The 19,146-nt window shown below is 40.6% G+C and carries 24 protein-coding genes; 19 read left to right on the top strand and 5 right to left on the bottom strand.

What is annotated here, in order from left to right:
* Window positions 1-20: 20 nt before the first annotated feature.
* Window positions 21-1,205 (bottom strand): MBL fold metallo-hydrolase, encoded by a 1,185-nt coding sequence (locus BUA02_RS08380; protein ID WP_072702791.1) that lies wholly within the window; start codon window positions 1,203-1,205, stop codon window positions 21-23.
* 210 nt (window positions 1,206-1,415) lie between these two features.
* On the opposite strand from BUA02_RS08380, the gene BUA02_RS08375 reads away from it, so the two are divergent.
* From BUA02_RS08375 to BUA02_RS15850, 5 genes are all read left to right on the top strand, one after another.
* The gene (locus tag BUA02_RS08375; protein ID WP_072702789.1) at window positions 1,416-2,651 is read left to right on the top strand and encodes a hypothetical protein; all 1,236 of its coding nucleotides are present in this window, start codon (window positions 1,416-1,418) and stop codon (window positions 2,649-2,651) included.
* 136 nt (window positions 2,652-2,787) lie between these two features.
* The gene (locus BUA02_RS08370; protein ID WP_072702786.1) at window positions 2,788-3,012 is read left to right on the top strand and encodes a hypothetical protein; all 225 of its coding nucleotides are present in this window, start codon (window positions 2,788-2,790) and stop codon (window positions 3,010-3,012) included.
* A complete protein-coding gene (locus BUA02_RS08365; RefSeq protein WP_072702783.1) occupies window positions 3,009-3,191 on the top strand; it encodes a hypothetical protein in 183 nt (60 codons plus the stop codon). Before BUA02_RS08370 ends, BUA02_RS08365 begins: the two co-directional genes overlap by 4 nt.
* A gap of 257 nt (window positions 3,192-3,448) precedes the next feature.
* Window positions 3,449-3,859, top strand: a complete 411-nt coding sequence (locus tag BUA02_RS08360; RefSeq protein ID WP_072702780.1) for a peptide deformylase — start codon at window positions 3,449-3,451, stop codon at window positions 3,857-3,859.
* Window positions 3,856-3,999 carry a hypothetical protein gene (locus BUA02_RS15850; protein ID WP_161487280.1) on the top strand — a complete coding sequence of 48 codons (144 nt, stop codon included), beginning with the start codon at window positions 3,856-3,858 and terminating at the stop codon, window positions 3,997-3,999. The genes BUA02_RS08360 and BUA02_RS15850 overlap by 4 nt, the downstream gene beginning before the upstream one ends.
* A 32-nt stretch (window positions 4,000-4,031) precedes the next feature.
* Here BUA02_RS15850 and BUA02_RS08355 read toward each other — a convergent pair whose 3' ends face one another.
* Together BUA02_RS08355 and BUA02_RS08350 are read right to left on the bottom strand one after the other, a co-directional pair.
* The gene (locus BUA02_RS08355) at window positions 4,032-5,147 is read right to left on the bottom strand and encodes a DUF4179 domain-containing protein (protein ID WP_072702777.1); all 1,116 of its coding nucleotides are present in this window, start codon (window positions 5,145-5,147) and stop codon (window positions 4,032-4,034) included.
* A complete protein-coding gene (locus tag BUA02_RS08350) occupies window positions 5,144-5,707 on the bottom strand; it encodes an RNA polymerase sigma factor (RefSeq protein WP_072702774.1) in 564 nt (187 codons plus the stop codon). Before BUA02_RS08350 ends, BUA02_RS08355 begins: the two co-directional genes overlap by 4 nt.
* Window positions 5,708-5,889: 182 nt before the next feature.
* Here BUA02_RS08350 and BUA02_RS08345 point away from each other — a divergent pair, with 182 nt between their 5' ends.
* The 6 genes from BUA02_RS08345 to BUA02_RS08320 all read left to right on the top strand — a co-directional run bounded on the left by BUA02_RS08345 (window position 5,890) and on the right by BUA02_RS08320 (window position 10,352).
* Window positions 5,890-6,369 carry an RNA polymerase sigma factor gene (locus BUA02_RS08345; protein WP_072702771.1) on the top strand — a complete coding sequence of 160 codons (480 nt, stop codon included), beginning with the start codon at window positions 5,890-5,892 and terminating at the stop codon, window positions 6,367-6,369.
* Between the two features lie 14 nt (window positions 6,370-6,383).
* Window positions 6,384-7,172, top strand: coding sequence for a hypothetical protein (locus BUA02_RS08340; RefSeq protein WP_072702768.1), 789 nt, complete (start codon window positions 6,384-6,386; stop codon window positions 7,170-7,172).
* A 96-nt stretch (window positions 7,173-7,268) separates the two neighbouring features.
* Window positions 7,269-8,048, top strand: coding sequence for a class I SAM-dependent methyltransferase (locus BUA02_RS08335; protein ID WP_072702765.1), 780 nt, complete (start codon window positions 7,269-7,271; stop codon window positions 8,046-8,048).
* A gap of 2 nt (window positions 8,049-8,050) precedes the next feature.
* Complete coding sequence (locus BUA02_RS08330; protein ID WP_072702762.1) at window positions 8,051-8,638, top strand: class I SAM-dependent methyltransferase; 588 nt, start codon at window positions 8,051-8,053, stop codon at window positions 8,636-8,638.
* 188 nt (window positions 8,639-8,826) lie between these two features.
* Entirely contained in the window at window positions 8,827-9,774 is a 948-nt protein-coding gene (locus tag BUA02_RS08325) for a nucleoside hydrolase (RefSeq protein WP_072702759.1), read from the top strand.
* Window positions 9,771-10,352, top strand: coding sequence for a hypothetical protein (locus tag BUA02_RS08320; RefSeq protein WP_072702756.1), 582 nt, complete (start codon window positions 9,771-9,773; stop codon window positions 10,350-10,352). Before BUA02_RS08325 ends, BUA02_RS08320 begins: the two co-directional genes overlap by 4 nt.
* Before the next feature lies 1 nt (window position 10,353).
* Here BUA02_RS08320 and BUA02_RS08315 read toward each other — a convergent pair whose 3' ends face one another.
* Window positions 10,354-10,998, bottom strand: coding sequence for an SDR family NAD(P)-dependent oxidoreductase (locus BUA02_RS08315; protein ID WP_072702753.1), 645 nt, complete (start codon window positions 10,996-10,998; stop codon window positions 10,354-10,356).
* A 178-nt stretch (window positions 10,999-11,176) separates the two neighbouring features.
* On the opposite strand from BUA02_RS08315, the gene BUA02_RS08310 reads away from it, so the two are divergent.
* From BUA02_RS08310 to BUA02_RS08295, 4 genes are all read left to right on the top strand, one after another.
* On the top strand, window positions 11,177-11,803 hold the full coding sequence (locus BUA02_RS08310; RefSeq protein WP_072702750.1) for a flavodoxin family protein: 627 nt from the start codon (window positions 11,177-11,179) through the stop codon (window positions 11,801-11,803).
* A gap of 196 nt (window positions 11,804-11,999) precedes the next feature.
* The gene (locus BUA02_RS08305) at window positions 12,000-12,869 is read left to right on the top strand and encodes a bifunctional hydroxymethylpyrimidine kinase/phosphomethylpyrimidine kinase (protein ID WP_178297627.1); all 870 of its coding nucleotides are present in this window, start codon (window positions 12,000-12,002) and stop codon (window positions 12,867-12,869) included.
* Entirely contained in the window at window positions 12,844-13,371 is a 528-nt protein-coding gene (locus BUA02_RS08300; RefSeq protein ID WP_072702747.1) for a TIGR04002 family protein, read from the top strand. Before BUA02_RS08305 ends, BUA02_RS08300 begins: the two co-directional genes overlap by 26 nt.
* 12 nt (window positions 13,372-13,383) lie before the next feature.
* Window positions 13,384-13,980, top strand: a complete 597-nt coding sequence (locus BUA02_RS08295; protein ID WP_072702744.1) for a TIGR04100 family radical SAM protein — start codon at window positions 13,384-13,386, stop codon at window positions 13,978-13,980.
* 36 nt (window positions 13,981-14,016) lie between these two features.
* Here the strand turns inward: BUA02_RS08295 and BUA02_RS08290 are convergent, their stop codons facing one another.
* Window positions 14,017-15,165: a PP-loop family protein gene (locus BUA02_RS08290; protein WP_072702741.1), complete on the bottom strand. Its 1,149-nt coding sequence runs from the start codon at window positions 15,163-15,165 to the stop codon at window positions 14,017-14,019.
* A 204-nt stretch (window positions 15,166-15,369) separates the two neighbouring features.
* Here BUA02_RS08290 and BUA02_RS08285 point away from each other — a divergent pair, with 204 nt between their 5' ends.
* The 4 genes from BUA02_RS08285 (at window position 15,370) to BUA02_RS08270 (ending at window position 19,146) form a co-directional block, all read left to right on the top strand.
* Window positions 15,370-15,897 carry an NUDIX domain-containing protein gene (locus tag BUA02_RS08285; protein WP_072702738.1) on the top strand — a complete coding sequence of 176 codons (528 nt, stop codon included), beginning with the start codon at window positions 15,370-15,372 and terminating at the stop codon, window positions 15,895-15,897.
* A 17-nt stretch (window positions 15,898-15,914) separates the two neighbouring features.
* A complete protein-coding gene (locus BUA02_RS08280) occupies window positions 15,915-16,202 on the top strand; it encodes a Nif11-like leader peptide family natural product precursor (RefSeq protein ID WP_072702735.1) in 288 nt (95 codons plus the stop codon).
* Between the two features lie 29 nt (window positions 16,203-16,231).
* Window positions 16,232-17,233, top strand: coding sequence for a hypothetical protein (locus BUA02_RS08275; RefSeq protein WP_072702732.1), 1,002 nt, complete (start codon window positions 16,232-16,234; stop codon window positions 17,231-17,233).
* A 140-nt stretch (window positions 17,234-17,373) separates the two neighbouring features.
* Window positions 17,374-19,146, top strand: coding sequence for an MATE family efflux transporter (locus BUA02_RS08270; RefSeq protein WP_072702729.1), 1,773 nt, complete (start codon window positions 17,374-17,376; stop codon window positions 19,144-19,146).

Here is a 19,146-nt window from a genome sequence, read left to right as displayed (position 1 = left end):
TATTTTTTGTATGTAGTATATTATCTGATTGTGGTGTATAGCAAAGGGAATACGACGTTTTTGGTACTTCCAATACATGTAATAGGATAATGACAAGCTTTATCACAAGCTTTGCAATTGTTACAATTAGAGCAAGTGTGTCTAGAAGTTAACAGGCCGTACCTTTCGTCAATTTTATATGCTTCATGTGTGGCAGGATCTTTAAAATTTACTTCGCCGTTAGGAATAAGTACGTGTTCTGGAACATATCTTGAAAAATTAAAATAGTGCCTAGTTGTTCCATGATGTGGAATTTTAATATACTTATATTTTTCGTGTAGCGGATAATCAGTAGCAGTGGCTATGGTGTTCATGTCATAGTCTTCAGCATCACCTGTAAAAAGCATGTTTTCAGTGTTGTTAATGCTATCATGGAAAACAATGTTAATTTTATGATTAAGTTCATTTAGTGTTTGGAAATCAACTAAGTCTTCTATTTGATTTTTATAATCTTTGATGGCTTTTTTATATTGGCGTTCATAGCGTTTTATAGTTTTTTCGATTGAAATCACACTATAGTCAAAGAAATCACCATAAATACTAGATTGTACATATGTACAAATTTGAGTAGCAATTCTTAATAAATCTCTTTTTAAATCATTTGGAAGAGGTAAACTGTTGAAGTACTCTTCGAAATCATTGATTTCGATTCCTTTCGGTGGCCAAAGAGCTCGGTACTTGCCATTTTCAAATTCAACTCCTCTGCTCAGTAAATAAGTACTTCTGCAATTTATGCAAATAAAAGCAATTAAATCAAATAATGAAGAAGTAGTGTATGGGAGTTTGGTTTTTCTTAACTGTGATTCTAGAACTATTTTTTCAAGTGAATTGGTAATAAAAATGAATGGATTGTCCCATATGTCTGGGATATATATTTTTTTGAAGAGATTTTTATATTGAGGGAGACCACTTGTTTGCATTTTTACTAATCCGGAAACATGGTCATCATGAAAATGAGTAATTAGTAAACTGATAGTTTGCTTTTTATATCTGTTAGCGATATCTTCTGCGATATCTGACAAGAGGGTTCGACGACCAGTATATGTGGTATGCCATATTTTTGAATTCCTGCGAACGCCAAAGTCAACGAGTAAGTTGCTGTCTTCATTTTTTACAATGAAGCAATCCCCAAAGTAAGTATTATACATTTCGATTTCTTTTGCCATGCTTATGCCTCCTCCATGCTGTCATATGATACTTATTCATTATATCAATACAAAAAATAAAAGAGAATTGTTTTTTATTCCGCACCAATGTGGCTGCATGCGTTATAATAGACCTATTCAGGAAAAACGTTGTGTGATTACCATATTCTGAAGAACTAGATATTGCTTTTTAATCAAACAGTAAAGAATCATGTTTTATAGATTGACATTATGAAGGGTGGGACTAAAGTGGAGTATTGTTGGGCTAGAGATGATAAGACTTATGAGGAATTAGTTAAGATTTTTGATGAAAACGATATTAAATACGAACTATCAATAGAAAAAGTACTGACCGGTAAGCACATAATAAAGTATCAGAAGATATATATTTTTCACGTTGAAGCTTCTTCAAGGAATAAAGTCGACAGAATATTGTCTGAAAATAGTGATTGTATTGAAGATGAGTATTGCTTATCTAGATTTGTCAAAGTTAATGCTAAATTAACACAGAAAGAAGACATTCTCAGTTTGGTTAGTGTGGTGCTTTTTGTTATATCATTTGTTACGACAGTGTTGTTATCGTTAACTAATTCAAGATATATAGCAATTGCACTCCTTTTCTCAATGTGTTCTATTATCTTTTTTGGGGCTGTTTATGCAAAAAAACATCCAATGGGGATAATGATTACAGTGTGCTATGAAGCGATAGTGGTAGTCATATCATCTTTGTATTTTTATAAAAAGTATAAATATGATTATGTGTCATATAAAGTTATGTATTCACAATTATTGCCATTTGTTTTATTGCTTTTAATGATTACACACATACTTATACAGATGAAAAAAGGAATTAAAAGATATCAGTGGAATTGCTTTATTGAAAAAATTCAATTTATTGGAATATCTATAGGTTGTATGTTTGTTATTGTGACTACTACAATTATTACCTATGGATTGTTATATCAATCTTATCATGAAGATGTATATTTTTATTATTCTGAGAAGTGCAATAACCTCGAGGGAACAGGACAACAGATAATAAATTTTGGAGAAGGATATAGACAGCTCACATATATAGAAGAAAAAGAAGCAGACTCTTTGAAAATTGTGGCATATTATGCAGTGAATAGCGATAAAGACTATAGCAATTTGTGGCCTTATCGATTGGATGTTTTTATAAACAATGATTTGAGATATCACATTGAACCTGGAATATATAACATTGATAGTAAGGATTCTATTTCAAATTATTATTGTGAAGAGTATTTGAAGTTTAGTTTAGCAACATATTTAGGAACGAGTTACGGAGATACATATACTGGTGCTGAAATAATAAAGGAGCTTGCATTACAAGAAAGTTTTATAGCAAAGATAATGGAAGTATTAGTGATTGCAAGCATTTTAGCTATATTACAGAAATTTATTGATAATAATATGCAAGAAGAAAAATGCAAAATGGGTAAGTAATTTTGGGAAAATAAAAGGTACAGCCTTTTGAAGAATAATTCGGTGTTTTTTACCCAAACTTAAATTCAAGTTTATCAGCTCTTTACCTATGCATGCTACCATGAAGACAGTGGATTCACAAAAGTGAGGGCGTGTTATGGCATATGATGAATTTGAGAATACTTCCTATGATCTGAATTGTGATGGGCATATTGATAGTGCTGAGGCTTCATACATTCATGAGACGTTGTATGGAGATGACAAGCATGGAGACCACGATGATGATAGTGATGGAGATGTCTTTGGCGCGATATCTTTGGAGGTGGTGATGGCGGCGAATTTGAAGGCTACGAGTGGCATGCTACACCTGAAGAACGTATGAAGATGAGAGAAGAGGATGAAGCGTTTAAGAAGAAATTAGCAGACATTAAACGTAGGAAGATGCTGATCACTGTCGCGGTAATCATAGGTGTTACTATTTTTGTTAACGGCAATGCTGGTGGGGTGTTTATTCTTTTTATACTGTATGTTATTGGGACGGTTATTGGATTTTGGAATTGAATCATGTTTTTCGCTGGGGGCAGGGCATCGAAAAGGTGCTCTGCCTCTTGGCTTGTGATTAAAAAAAGTAAAGCCAATATTTCCATCAACATTTTAGAATGGAAAAAGTGACTCTGAATCAACATTTTAGAATACTAAAATGTGCTTCTCATCAACATTTTAGAAAAAATACCATCATTTTGGTTACAAAAATGGAATAACCTCTAAGAGTTTTACAGCTAAGCTGTAGTATAATAATCCGAAGAGGAGTATGGATTATGATCAAACAGATAGTTAGAGATCAGTTCTTTATGCAGCAAAAGTCTGAACCTGCAACTGAGGCGGATAGCCAGGTTGTCGAGGATCTATTGGATACACTTAGAGCAAATCAAGATAGATGTGTTGGAATGGCTGCCAACATGATTGGAGTAAAGAAGAGAATAATCGTGGTGGCTATGGGACCATTTCTTTTCCCAATGATCAATCCAGTGATCACCAAGAAGAGTGGAGCCTATGAGACGCAGGAGAGCTGTTTGTCACTGGATGGTGTGAGGCCTTGCACTAGATACAAGGAAATTGAGGTGGATTATTTAGACCAGGATTTCAAGCCGCAGCATGGCAAGTACAAGGATTTTACAGCGCAGATAATCCAGCATGAGATAGATCATTTTGAGGGGATTTTGATTTGAAAAAAGATAATTCTGATGCGCCAAAAAAGGAAATAAAGATAAACAAAAATTCTAAGGCAGAGATATTAAAAAGAGCTCCGGAAGAAGTTATAGCAAAGGCTATACATGAAGCTCTTTTGAAAGAGCATGAAAAAAAGTAAAGGCAATACCTTTGCGGTATTGCCTCGTTTTCTTATGGTAGTTCGATTTCAACAATCTCTGCGTTATCGTAGTCACTTGTTCTTATGAACAGTGATCTTACTTCTGATACATCGATTATTCTCTGGAAGCAGGCTGAACTAATAGCTTTTTCCATTGAATCATCCGTATAGTATGATGATCCGCCATTTTGAATGTATTTGTAGTCAGTGCCATCTTTTAACCCAACACCCATAAATTCTGGGATGCCATTACAATCCTCATATTGCTCAAGCTTACCGTCTACAGTGTAATTTACAGCAATTGAAATAGGAGTTATTTCTATGGTATCTATAGTAAAGCTTGTTCCTGGAACTTGCTTGTTAACAGTGATTACCTGCGCGTTGCTTACTTTTGGAAGTTCAAGATCAAAGATCCATTTTCCCTGAACAGTACCTGTGAACTCGCACTTTCCTGTATATATGCCAAGTTCGTTAAATTCTACATGGAGTTTTTTGCCCAAAAGACTATCTGACATATCCGGAGTAGATAACATCATGATATATTGCAGATCACCATTTTCATCTACGTAGTGAGTGATCAGTTCTCCGTTCTCTGTGGTCTGAAATGGAGTGCCATCTTCATACTCGCCCATTCCTTCTTCATTCGGAACAATTCCATCAAAGAAACTTGATGAACCATTTAACCATGAATTCATGTCATCTGGATCATCGCCAAGATAGTATGTGACATCGGCGCCGGGCTCTTCAAGGCCCTTTACTTCAAGACCAGATACCTTAAAAGATACATAGGCATAGTGTGCATCAGCGATAATAGTCTCAGGAACTATAGTCACACCCTGGTCTGTTACTTTATAGGCTGAATAATCCGGCTCTTCGGAGTAAACAATTGCCTGCCCCTGCTCTGTAAGTGCCTGCTGCTGGACATCTGTAGATCTTACGATGCCAGCCATTCCCCTACCCCAGAAATGGTGGATAGCTGCAACTGCCGTAACAGTAAGTGTTGCAAAAAGAGCTATGCCTATGCAGGCAGCAAGTGGCAGATTTTTACCTGCCTTGACTACTTTGATCTTGGTAGAATATTTGTATGTATCTGCAATAATCTTATCATCAATGCCATTCATGGCCTTTAATAATTCTTCACTTCTCATGATGCCAAATAACCCTCCTTTACCAATCTGCCCTGGAGCTTCTTGCGGAGCCTTCCAAGGACAACTGTAACATTGTGTCTTGTCATTCCAAACTTAGTGGCGATATTTGCTATTTCTTCTGCGTAAAAATATCTGCTGGTAAAAATATAAGCATCCTTTGGATCAAGACTGTTTACAAAATCTTTGATCATACTCTCTAGCTCTTTTTCTAGGACAGAGTGCTCAACATCGCTATTATCTGGAATGCACTCAGCGAGTTCATCCAAAACCTCGTTCACAACGCCATTTCCACGTTTTGAACTCTTGCTGGCGTTAAACATATTTAATGCCAGATCTCTTGTTATCTTAGCGATAAATGCTCTAAAAATCCTAGGTTTTGTAGGTGGAATGCGGTTCCACACCTTTACGTAGGTATCATCAAGGCATTCCTCGATGTCCTGCTCACTCCACAGAATGTTTTTAGCTATAGTCTTGCAATATTTTCCATATTTTAAATCTGTTTCTTCGATGGCTCTTTCATCACGCCTGAAATACAGATTTATTATCTCTTCGTCTTTCATAGATGCTCCCTTCTTGGTATTTGTAAGCGCCTTACACTTATATAGCCAAGAAATCTTTTTAAAAGTCACAACTTTTTTATTATATAACTACTTTTTTTTAATGAGTGTCCACTTTTATCAGGATGAATCGTATTATAAGTAGAAGGCCTTCTAAAAAGATCGGAAAGTGAGATTGTTATTACATGGATGATAGAGAAGTCAGGAGGGTAGTGACTGAGTACTCCAGCATGATAAAGAGGATCAGCTATAACTATTTGAAGCAGCCCTTTGATTGTGATGATATCTGCCAGACAGTTTTTATGAAATTATTAACTGGGGATTATGAATTTGAAAGCAGCGAACATGAGAAAGCATGGCTAGTTAGAACCACGATCAATGCCTGTAAGGATTTTAGGAAAAGTGCTTTTTTTACCAAAACAGTAGGACTTGAAGAACTTGGAGATAAAGAGGCGCCTGCATCAGAGAAATCCGAAATATTGGAGGAGATAAAGCGGCTTCCTGGAAATTACCGCACAGCAATTTATCTTCATTACTATGAAGGATATTCCACAGAAGAGATTGCAGACATGATGGGCAAGAGAAAGACTTCTGTATCAAAGTATCTAGCCAGAGGTAAAAAGATTTTACGGGAAACGTTGGCTGATGACTATGGGATGCAATAAAGGAGATAACTCATATGGAAAATAAGAATTTGGAAATATACAAAAAAGCTATGGATGACATCCACTATTCCGACAGCGAAAAGGAGAATATGGTGAATAATCTCTTGAATGGCAAGAAGAATGGAGGACCTATGAAGAAAAAGTATGATTTTAGAAAGATTGGTGTTGCTGTTGCAGCATGCCTTACATTGTTTAGCGTCACAGCATTTGCGGCAGGTAAGGCTACAGGAATAGTCAGCGATATCTATTTTGGAGGAAAGAGCAGTAACTTTGAGGACATTGGAAAGCTTGAAGAGGAGGCTGGAATTGATGTTGCAGCAGTAGGTCTTTTCACAAACGGATATTCAGTGGAGGAGATGGAAGTCGATCAGTCTAGCACCACGGATGATGAGGGCAACAAGCTCAGCACTTATAAGGGTATCAGGATCGATTATGTAAAGGATGGAAGTCCAGAGCTTTATCTTTCAATGTTCCCGGAAGCGCTTTATGGCGAAGACCATGAGAAATATGACAGCGCCAGAGCTACAGAGACACGGGAATACGACGGAATAACAGTACATTACAATTATGACGAATATCTTTCTCTGCCGGAAGATGAGGAGCCTACAGATTCTGAAAGAGAGCGCGAAGAAACGGACGATCACTTTTTTATCAGCATAGGAAGTGATACGCGCCAGACAGATTACGTAAGCGGCGTTAACTTTGAAATCGATGGTGTTTCCTATGTGCTCATAGGCTTTAATCTAGATATGTCACCGGATGAGCTTTTTGAGATGGCAAAAGAGATAATTATGGCAAGATAAGGCATTATTTTGCCAGGAGGAAAAAAGAAAGGAAATTTTAAATTACACGTGTAGTATAATATAGCGAAGACATCAGAAAATAATGTTGGGGAAAACATGAACAATAAATCATTCGATTCAAAGAGAATAGCCCTTGGCTATGCCAAAAGACCATGGCTTCACAAGTCTGTGATAGAGCAGCTAAAAAGAGATTGTGATCTGGCTGAAGATCATAGATTTAGGAATGGTCTTGATGTAGGCTGTGGAGCTGGTCTTTCCACAAAGGCATTAAAGCTCATATGTAATAAGGTGACAGGGACTGATATAGCAGATTCAATGGTTGAAGTCTGCAAGGAATTATATGTCGAGAATGAAGGCTTTTCTTTCTATGTTGCCAAGGCAGAAGAGACCAGGGTTCCTGATGAGAAGTATGACATTGTAACGGCTGCTGGATGCATCAACTGGGTTGATGAAAAAAAGTATATGGCTAACATGGCACAGGTTATGGCAGATAACGGGCTTATAGTTATATACGATTTTGGAATCACAGACAAGATGATGGGAAATGCTGATTATACCAAGTGGTATCAGGATGAGTATCTGATGAGATTCCCAAAGCCGCCGAGAAAAGAAAATAAGTGGACTCAGGATGATCTGATAAAAGGTTTCACAATGAAGAAGCAGACAGACTATGAAATGGAGTATGCTTTTGACATTGAGAAATTCGTCGATTTCATGATGATCCAGTCAAATGTTAATGCTCAGATTGAGAGTGGGAACAATACGGATGATGAGGCTAGAGCCTGGATGCTTGAGTCATTAGCACCTGTTTTTGAAGATAAAGAAAAGACGCTGATCTTTTATGGCTACAGCTGGTATATAACTTTTAGGAGATGACTATGACAGACAACAACGTGGAGTATTACAACATAAATGCGGATTCGTTTTTTGCTGGTTCTGTGGCTGCAGATATGAAGGATGAACAGGATAGCTTCCTTGCTTATATACCAGAGGGTGGCAGAATCTTGGATGCTGGCTGCGGAAGTGGAAGAGACAGCAAGGCTTTTCTGGATGCCGGCTTTGATGTGGTCTCTTTTGACGCATCTAAAGAAATGAGAAAAAGAGCTTCTGAATACATTGGACGGGAAGTTCTGGATATGAGATTTAATGAGATCTCTTTTGACAATACATTCGATGGAATCTGGGCAAGCGCATCACTCTTGCACGTGCCAATGGAGGAACTTCCAGAGACATTTAATAAGCTCAATAAGGCGCTTAAGACAGGTGGCGCGCTGTACGCTTCGTTTAAATACGGCGATGGTACCAAGATGCGAGGTGAGCGTAAGTTCAGCGACTTTAACGAAAAGAGCGTTGTGCCGCTATTTGAAAATGCAGGATTTGAGATCGTAAGGAACTCTGTAGGAAACGACAACAGACCCGGCAGAGGAGAAGAGATGTGGGTCTGCGTGGTCGGCATCAAGAAGTGATCTAGAGTGCGGCTTGAATTATTAGAAATATAGTTGTATAATCCTCTAGCGCAACAAACGACAGTTCATTTGTACCTTCCTGTCGCTAAACAAAACCAGGACTGCATAGGAATATTTTGTCTTTTATGTAGCTCTGCTTTGGTGCGGAGCTACTTTTTTTATGCAGAAAGATTATTTTGGAGATTAGGATGAAGAAGATCATTATCGACTGCGACCCTGGAATTGACGATTCTCTGGCTATTATGCTGGCTCTTCAGAGCCCGGAGCTTGAGGTTATCGGCATCACCATCGTTGCAGGCAATTCACCAGCAGAGCTTGGATTTCAAAATGCAAAAAGAGTCTTGAACTTCCTTGGAAGACTTGATGTGCCAGTTTACGTGGGCGCAGACAGGCCAAGAGTTAGGGAGTATGTGAACGCACTTGATACTCATGGTTGTGACGGCCTTGGAGAGAGTTTTTTACCAGAGGTTCCAGGTCAGGAGATTCCGGAAAAGAGTGCTGTGGAGTTCATGAGGGAGACCTTAAAGGGCGGCGACGTATCAGTTATCGCTTTGGGGCCACTTACGAACCTGGCAGATCTCATCGATGCGGATATTTCAGCTTTTTTGTCTATTGAAAGACTGGTATCCATGGGCGGCAACTTCAGAAGCCACGGGAATTGCTCACCGGTAGCGGAGTACAACTACTGGGAGGACCCAGACAGCGCCAAGGTTGTGTTCGACACTCTTTATGAACATCACAAGATGATCGAGATGGTGGGACTTGATGTTACGAGAAAGATTGTGCTGACACCTGAAAAGCTTGAGGATATCAAAGCTAGAAACGCAGTTGTTGGGGATTTCATCGAGAAGATCACGAAGTTTTACTTTAAGTTCCACTGGGAATGGGAGCACATCAGGGGCTGTGTCATAAATGATCCTCTTGCTGTGGCTCAGTTTATTTGTCCTAATATCCTTGATGGAATCGAGGCTTTCACGGAAGTTGAGACTGGCGGCATCAGTATGGGCCAGACCGTTGTTGATTCCATGGGATTCTACCAAAAGGAAAGTAACGCCTTAGTCTTCACAAAAGTAGATGTGGAGGCATTTTGGGAGTTGTTTTTGACGCGAATTTTAGAAATTGGAGAAAAGAAATGAAGAACAATACAAAGAAATTAACATTTATTGCACTTGCAGTTGCCATCAATATTGCAGGAAGTAAGCTGGCTCTTTTGCTGCATCTTCCGATCTTCCTTGATAGCATTGGAACAATGTTCGCAGCTGTTGTATTAGGACCACTTGGCGGCGCCGCTGCAGCTCTTGTTGGGGGACTTATAAACGGAGTTCTTGGAGACGTTTACGCTATCTATTTTTCACTTAGCGGAGTTTTGATGGGACTTATTGCAGGAGCTCTTTTCCATGGCAAAGAAGAATGCCCTACCCGCGCGCTTTTCTGGAAGACTCTTATTGTAACTTTGCCAGCATCTGCCCTTTCAGCCTGCATCGAGACATTCCTTTTTGGCGGCATCACATCAGCTGCTACAACAACATTTATAATTCAGGTTCTTTCTCAGACAGCACTCAGGCTCTTTGGAAGTGCCTTTATAATTCAGGCTATAACTGATTATGCGGACAAGTTCATAGCTCTTTTCCTGGTAATGGTGTGCATGGGAAATCTCCCTTACGAGTTCACACACTTTGCAGATGACCAGAAAAAGAACCGTGAAACAGCGTGATTTACCAGATAAAATTGGACTTTAGCTGTTCGCCGTTATCCACGAGAATATCCTGACCAGTCATGCTCTTATTAACATTGGTCAGAAAATATGAGAATTCAGCGATCTCTTCTGCTGACGCCCATCTGTGAAGCAAGGTCTCATCAAGGCACTGCTCCATGAGATTTGGATCATCCATGATGTGGGCGTTAAGAGGCGTGTACACACCGCCTGCAGAGATGCTGTTAGAAGTTGCACCGTATTTCGCCAGTCGAAGTGCGGTGTTTTTCATATATGTAACTACGCCGCCTTTACTTGCTGCGTATTCTGGGAACTCTGCACCATTTGAGGCGCTTGATGACGCCATGAAAAGAACTGAGCAGATAGCATCCTGAAACGCATACTTCTCAGTAACCTTGATGGTAGCCTTTAAGTTGATGTCTATAACATCAGGCCCTTCCTGGATTCCGGCGTTGTTGATGATGACGTTTACGCCTTCGATGTTAGGGAGCTCTTTTGCTATATCAACGATCATGTGAGTGTAGTTCGGAGCAGTAAATTTGCTCTCAGTCACATCAAATCCGATGACTTCGTGTCCCATCTCTATGTATTTTTTTGCGCATGCAAGCCCGATTCCGCGGCTTGTTCCGGTTATTAGAATTTTCATGGTTATAGTATAGCATAAATGAGCCCTAGGGACGGAGGTTAGGGCTCATTATTTGGTAGGTGAGCCACAACCTCCGTCCCTAGGGATCATTTTTGTGCCGAAATCTGGTATTATAAATTAGGGAAGCATGGAATATAAAGAAATAATTACAAGATGAATTAAGCAGGAGGATTTCAAAATGGCTAAAGTATTGTTACTAAACGGCAGTCCAAGGGCAAATGGCTGCACTGCTACAGCACTTGATGAGATGGTTAAAGTGTTTAACGAGGAAGGAATTGAAACTGAAATCATTCAGGTTGGAAATAAAAATATTCGCGGATGCGTCGCTTGTGGATATTGTGGCAAGAATGGTAAGTGCGTTGTGGATGATCTTGTAAATGAGGTTGCTCCAAAGTTTGAAGAAGCAGATGGACTTGTAGTTGGAAGTCCTGTTTACTACGCTTCTCCAAATGGAACTATTCTCTCATTTATGGATAGACTTTTCTATAGCACCTCTTTTTCCAAGCATTTCAAAGTTGGTGCCGCAGTTGTCAGTGCCAGAAGAGGCGGTAACACAGCATCTTTTGACGTATTGAATAAGTACTTCACCATTAGCGGAATGCCTGTGGCCTCTAGCACATACTGGAATCAGGTTCACGGTTTTAGTTCTGAAGATGTCAAAAAAGACCTTGAGGGCCTTCAGACCATGAGAAATCTTGCTAGAAACATGTCATTTATGATCAAAGCATTTGCTGATGCCAAGGAAAAGTACGGACTTCCTGAAGTTGAAAGAGGTTCATTTACAAGCTTTGGCGATGGCAAATAAATCCTGAAAATGAGCCCTAGGGACGGAGGTTATGGCTCACCTACAAAAAAATGAGCCATAATCTCCGTCCCTAGGGCTCATTTTTTTGTGCTGAAATCTGGTATTATAAAAAACTTTGATTCTGTATATTTATATATCATCAGATATAAAGTAAAGTATCCATTAAATAATTTAGATGTTGGGAGAGACAGATATCATGAGGGTTGCAGCAATCAATGATTTGTCAGGCTTTGGAAAATGTTCGCTTATGGCGGACATAGGTGTGTTATCAGCCATGGAAATTGAGGTTTGTCCGGTGCCAACTGCTGTGTTGTCGGCTCAGACAGGATTTCCTGAACACCACTTGTTGGACACATCAAGTCTTATAGACAAGTGCAAAGAGGACTGGCTCAAGATGGGAGTTAGGTTCGACAGCATCATCACAGGGTATATTCCACAGGAAAGAGACGCGGAAGACATAATCTCTTTTGTTAAGGCGTTCAAAAAAGATGGAACCAGCCTTTTGGTGGATCCAGTTATGGGAGATGGCGGAAGATTCTACTCAAACTATTCAGATGAGATGCTTAGAAAGATTAAGCTCTTGGCCACTACGGCAGAGATTATTACGCCAAATCTTACGGAACTATGCATCCTTGCAGGCTTAACTGCAGGTAAGGCAAAAGAGCTTGAGGCTATCGAAGATCAGGATCAGATGATCCAGGAAGTTATACGGATTGCAGAAAAGGTCAGAACGAGCAAGGCTCAGAACATTGTAGTGACCGGCATTCACAAAGGTGACCACGAGCTATGCAACCTTGTTGTGAGCCCAGATGGTAACGAAGTCATAGAGTGCAAGACCAATGGCGGGAGCTATTCGGGGACAGGAGATCTTTTTGCGGCAACGCTTCTAGGCTATATATTAAAGGGCAAAAACACTATAGATGCAGTGAAACTTACTACAGAGTTCATTAGTAGCGCAATTGAGGCTACAGGTGATAAAGACAGGAATTACGGAGTTGATTTTGAAAAGGTTTTAGGATACTTAAGCGGAGGAGACTATTATGAACAAAACTTACAAAGACTCTAAGATCAAGCTGATAGCCTTGACAGGGCTCATGGCTGCAATGACAACTATCTTTACAGCTTACATTTTTCACGTTCCGGTTGGAACAAATGGCGGCTACATTCACTTTGGCGATTCTATCATCTATCTTGCAGCGGCTATGCTTCCAATGCCATACGCAATGCTGGTTGGAGCCCTTGGCGGTGGAATAGCAGATCTTTTGACTGCTCCCATGTGGATGATCCCTACAGTTATCATCAAGATGCTGATAGTGATTCCATTCTCAAGCCGCAGAAATACTATTATGAGCAAAAGAAATCTGATAGCGCCTATCATCTCTTTCTTTATCTCAGCAACTGGCTATTATATCGCGGAGGCAATCCTCTTTGGAACCAAAACAGCCATAATTTCAGCCTTTTCAGGAAGCTTTATTCAGTCTGGTGGAAGTGCACTTTTCTTTTACCTTGCTGCAGCTGCCTTTGACAGGGCAGGAGTTAAAAGAAATCTATTCCAATTTGAAGGTTAAGGAGGCGGGAACATGGCAGACATTTTGTACAAATATAAAGACTCAGTTTACGCAAACATTACAAATAAGTGCAATTGCAGTTGTACTTTCTGCATTCGCTCGCTTAAAGACGGCGTTGGAAGTGCAGATACTCTGTGGCATCAGCAAAATCCCACAACTGAAGAAGTTTTAAAAGCTATAAGGGATTATGATTTTGAAGGCTTTGATGAACTTGTTTTTTGCGGATATGGCGAACCTACCTGTGCTTTGGAGACTCTTTTAGCAGCGGCCAAGGTTGCCAAGGAGGAAAAGAACTTAAGAACAAGGCTCAACACTAACGGACTTGGAAATGAAGAGAACGGCAGGAACATCGTGCCGGAGATAGCTAAGGTCATAGATGCCGTATCCATTAGCCTTAACGCTCCTGATAGTCAGAAGTATTCAGAAGTTACCCGTCCAAAGTATGAGGGGGCTTTTGATAAAATGGTGGATTTTGCCACAAAGTGCAAAGAAGAAATCAAAGACGTAAAGTGGTCTATAGTAGATGTGCTTCCAGAGGAGGACATCGCAAAATGCAAGGCCCTTTCTGAAAGCACAGGAATAAAGCTCCGTATTCGTCATTTCACCTGAAATGAGCCCTAGGGACGGAGGTTAGGGCTCATTTTATTAATATTCATCAAGGAAATTGATTCGTTTACCTTTTTTCTTATAGGTGATTACCGTATCAATATTTACGTTCTCCATACTCTTGAAGATGTTCGCCTCCACGAATGGATTGGTCTTTTTGAGCTCAGCAATGAGCTTTTTGGTCTCAAGTCGTTTTGAAGCTGTAGTGCCATCCTCGTGGCAGGTTGAACATGTTTCTGTGAAGTGGCATGCGCACTGGAGGAAATGTAGGTTGTTGTAGTCTCTCCACGCGCAGATGTCGCTTTCTCTAACTAGATAAAGAGGTCTGATAAGCTCCATACCTTCGAAGTTTGTGCTGTGAAGCTTTGGCATCATAGTCTGAATCTGGCCTCCGTACAGCATTCCCATAAGTACAGTCTCGATAACATCATCAAAATGGTGGCCAAGAGCAATCTTGTTGCAGCCCAGCTCTTTTGCCTTGCTATAAAGATAGCCGCGGCGCATTCTAGCGCAGAGGTAGCAAGGGCTCTTTTCAATAGTATCTACAGTATCAAAGATAGTGCTCTCAAAAATAGTAGCAGGGATGCCAAGTGCTTTGCAGTTAGCCTCGATAAGCTCCCTGTTCTCCTTGTTGTAGCCTGGGTCCATAACGAGGAAGGTGATTTTGAAGCTGACCTGTCTGTGCTTCTGGATTTCCTGAAAGAGCTTGGCCATGAGCATAGAGTCTTTGCCACCTGAGATGCACACTGCGATGTGGTCACCTTCATTTATGAGCTTGTAGGTCTTGCAGGCTTTCGCAAATGGGGTAAAGAGCTGCTTATGGAATTTCTTCTGAATGCTTTCCTCAGCTTTTTTCTGCTTGTTTTCAGTATCCATCTTATTAAGCTCAGCCTGAAGGTATGCCATATATCCGCCAGCAAGACTGTAGCAGTCTCTATCCTTGACGCTTGCGTATGTATCAAGCTCTAGGTCCTGAGTCTTTTTGCCAATCTGACAGAACATGATGATCTTCTTGTCAGTTGGAATATCGGCTATCTGAGAGTTGTTTTCTTCATTTAACTCTTCAGGACTTATGATCTTGGCACCTGGAATTGTGCCATAGTTTGTGAGATCCTCGCTGCGGACATCTACTAGCGTATAGGATTTCTTTGGGAGCTTTTGAAGTTCTTCAAGGGTTATCTCTTTCATTTCTTTCCTCTAAATAAATACAAAAAATTATTAACAAATAGAAATAGCTTAACTGTATAAGTGCGACATGTCAACATGGTGGCGAGTGAGCCCTAGGGACGGAGGTTGTGGCTCATTTTTGTGAAAATGAGCCCTAACCTCCGTCCCTAGGGCTCATTTTGTGGTATAGTATTAAAAACTAGCGACATTGAAAGAAGAAACCGCATGGAATTTGTAGATATATTTGATAAAGAGGGGCGCCTGATCAGGGAGAACGTCCCAAAGCATTATGAAAAAAGACCTGGCGAATTTAGAAAACACGTCCTTACAATAATGAAGACAAGCGACAGCCCAGCTCCAGGACAGGGCGAAGGAATGTATGTTGTGCAGCAGAGATCTCTCAAAGCCAAGTACTACGCTGGTAAGTGGGATATGACTGGCGGAGGAGTAAGGAGCGGAGAGACGCCTCTAGAAGCTGCCTGCAGAGAGGTTCAGGAAGAGCTTTCCATAGCTCTTTTACCAGAGCAGCTGAAACTGGCGTTTGAAAGTAGCGTAGAGTGGGACGACGGAACAGGGCTCTTCGTATACACATTTATGTGCAGAGTGGATGTGCCGGCGGATGGCTTTAAATTCGACGCTTATGAAGTTAATGATGTGAAGGTTATGCCGTTTCATGAGTTTTACGACCATGTCATGGATCACAACGACGAGAATTTTGGGCAGGGACTTGTGAGAATTGAGAATACACTTTAATACATAAGGAGGCGACTATGGAAATTACTGAAATGTTGGAACAACTGATAGAGAAGGCAAAGACAAACAGCGACTTAAAAGAAAAGCTACTAAACACCAGAAATTCTGCCAATCCTATTGCTGATTTCTGCGATATCGCGACCAAAGAGGGTTTTCCTATGAGTGTGATGGACATAGTCAACCAGGGCGAGGAATTCTACGCAGAGATCAAGCGTAGCACCAATGGTGGCGGCGAGAACTCACCAGACCTGGACTTCCAGAATGATGAGTATTCTATTTTTATGATGAGGTTAAAAGACCTGTAAAATATAGGAAAAGGAGTTTATAAAAGGAAATGAAAAAGAAGACTATTGGGATCATTCTTGCGGGAATGATGATAATGACGGCGTGTGGTAATGCGGGAAAGGCAGAGCCAGAGGGGCTATCAGAAGGAAGAACTGAAAGTAGCGAAGAGTCTAGTAGTGTGGAGGAAAGCACAGAGGAAAGTTCTGTGGTGGAAGAAGATTCCGCAAACAACAAGTTTGCTCAGAAAGCGGTAGAAAAATCTGAAAAGACAATAGAAGATGTACGCGACATTATCTCAAAGGATTTTGATGGTGACGGAACAGAGGAAGCCTTCGTATTTATAGGTAATGAGCCTGATGAAGAATTTGGCGAATGTACAGGAACACTTTGGTTTGTTTCAGATGACAAGTGCGAAGAAGCTTTGCCTGAAGAATATGTTGTTTACCATGATGGCAAGATTCTTAATGTGATTACAACAGAAGATAAGATCTTTGTTGAAATAAACAAGAACTATACAACTAGCGCAGTTTCATACCTCTTTTACGTAGATGGCGGTGAGTACCATGAATCCATAGTGTCTGGCCTTGGTGCATTCTATGAGCCTGATTATGTGGATGATTACTGTATTTCAATGAGTGCCTATGATGTTTATTTTGAATATGAAGAGGGCAAGGAAGATGAGGCCATGATCACAGGCCACTCCTGGAAGAACTACTACTTCTACTATGACAAGGCAGCAGGCGATTTTGCAGAGTTTGAGGCTACTGAGATCACAGAACAAGAGCTTAACGAGGCTGTTGGAACAGACCTTGCTTCAGAGATCAGAGCAGAAGGCTACGATATTGATAATATCATCAAAAGAGATAACGGAATCATCAACGTCAACTATTCAAAGACAACAAAGAACGATGATGGAACTATTTTAAAAGAATGTAAGAACATTACCTACCTTACTAAGGAAGGCAGATATTTTGATGTCTGGGGCACAGGCGAAGAAACCTGGCAGAATTCAGACTTTGGCGGTATCTATGACGTAATGCTCACGAAGTGAAAAAAGTGAGCCCCAGGGACGGAGGTAGTGGCTCATTTTTGCAAAAATGAGCCCTAACCTCCGTCCCTAGGGCTCATTTACTATCGCCACGCCGTCAAAATAAATGCTATAATATGTATATATTTTGAGGGGACGGTGCAATGCAGGAACATAAAGCTAATGCTAAGATGGTCACTTCACTGATGATGCGGCTTCTTCCAATACAGATCCTGTTCGCAGCAGTGGGTACAGTCAACGGAATAGTTTCCAGTTATTTTGCAGCCAACTTTGTAGGCATAGATGCCATGGGTGCTGTGGGTTTGTACGGCCCTTTGAATCTTATAATATCAGCATGCAGTACCATCCTTTTGGGTGGTTCTGCATTTCTATGTGGAAAATACATGGGACAGAATGAGCAGCACAAGGTAAACAACATTTTTACCTTAGACGTCGTTCTGTCTGTTTTTTTGTCTCTGGTGATCATCACTGTGCTTTTGTTTCTGGCGGCCTTTGACCTGACTTTTATCTTTACAAAAGATATTTCAGTAAGAGCAATCTTCAACACATACATTCTAGGTCAGGCTATAGGCATCATTCCTTTTATACTAGGTAATCAGCTAACTGTTTTTCTATCTCTTGAAAACAGGCAGAGAGTATCTGTTGTAGCCAGCATTTCTTTTATCATCGTAAATCTCATTTTGAATTACATATTTGTACGTGTTCTCCACATGGAAGCTTTCGGACTAGCCCTTGCTTCGTCCCTTGGAATGTGGGTGTTCTGCCTGCTGGAAGCTAGTCACTTTGCATTCGGCGCCTCCTACATGAGATTTAGCCTTAGTGATTTTGATCTTGATGAGTTAAAAGACATTATTCTCATCGGAATTCCAAGTGCAGAGGAAAGCGCATTTCACTCAGTAAGGGGCTTTATCATCAACGGCCTTCTTACAACCTATGTGGGAAGCATCGGAATCTCAGCATTTGCGGCGGTTAATAACCTGCTGACTGTGTTCATGGCAATACCTGCCGGAATGATCGCAGTATCAAGGCTTCTCATAAGCGTTGCCATAGGTGAAGACGACAGGCAGACGCTGACGGATATCATGAGGGGAATGTTTAGAAGATACATCCCTATCATGTGCGGAATCTCTGTATTTATCATTGTTTTGGCTGAGCCCTTTGCATCACTTTTTTACAAAGATCCTGCGGATCCAGTTTACATGATGACTGTCTGGGGATTTAGAATCGTTCCACTCAGCATGCCTTTTAGCCTTATCATCATGCATTTCATTTGCTATGTCCATGCTGTTGATAGGCACGTGATACTACATATCTTAAATGTTCTTGACGGTTTTTTGTGCGTATCGCTGTTCACAGTTCTTTTGATAAAGAGCCTTGGAATGAATAGCGTGTACATAGCCTACGTCCTAAGCGGCGTGGTTACGACCTTCGTGATCTGCGTGTATCCACTGGTGGTGAAGGGAACGATTCCGCGGCATTTGGAGGAATTTCTGGCAATGCCTGATGAATTCGGGACTTCCAGTCATGACAGGATGGACATTTCACTTAAGAAGATGGAGGATGTTCCTCTTGTTGCCGAGAAGATCCAGAATTTCTGCAGGGGGAGAGGAGTTGATAAAAAGAGATCCTATATTGCTGGACTTTCCATGGAAGAGATGGCAGGAAATGTTGTGCGGCACGGCTTTACTAATGATAAGAGGCAACATTCCGTGGATGTCCGTGTGGTTCACAAAAATGACGACATCATACTGAGAATAAAGGATGATTGCGTTGCTTTTGATCCGAGGGAGCGTCAGTTCCTTGCAGAAGATGAAGATATTACAAAAAACATCGGAATCAGAATGGTATTTAAGATAGCAGAAGAAGTGAAGTACCAGAATCTACTTGGAATAAATGTGTTAACAGTGAGGATATGA

It is taken from the genome of Butyrivibrio hungatei DSM 14810, from assembly GCF_900143205.1.
In the GTDB taxonomy this organism is placed as follows: Bacteria; Bacillota; Clostridia; order Lachnospirales; family Lachnospiraceae; genus Butyrivibrio; species Butyrivibrio hungatei.
This window is presented reverse-complemented; position numbering and strand designations above follow the sequence as displayed.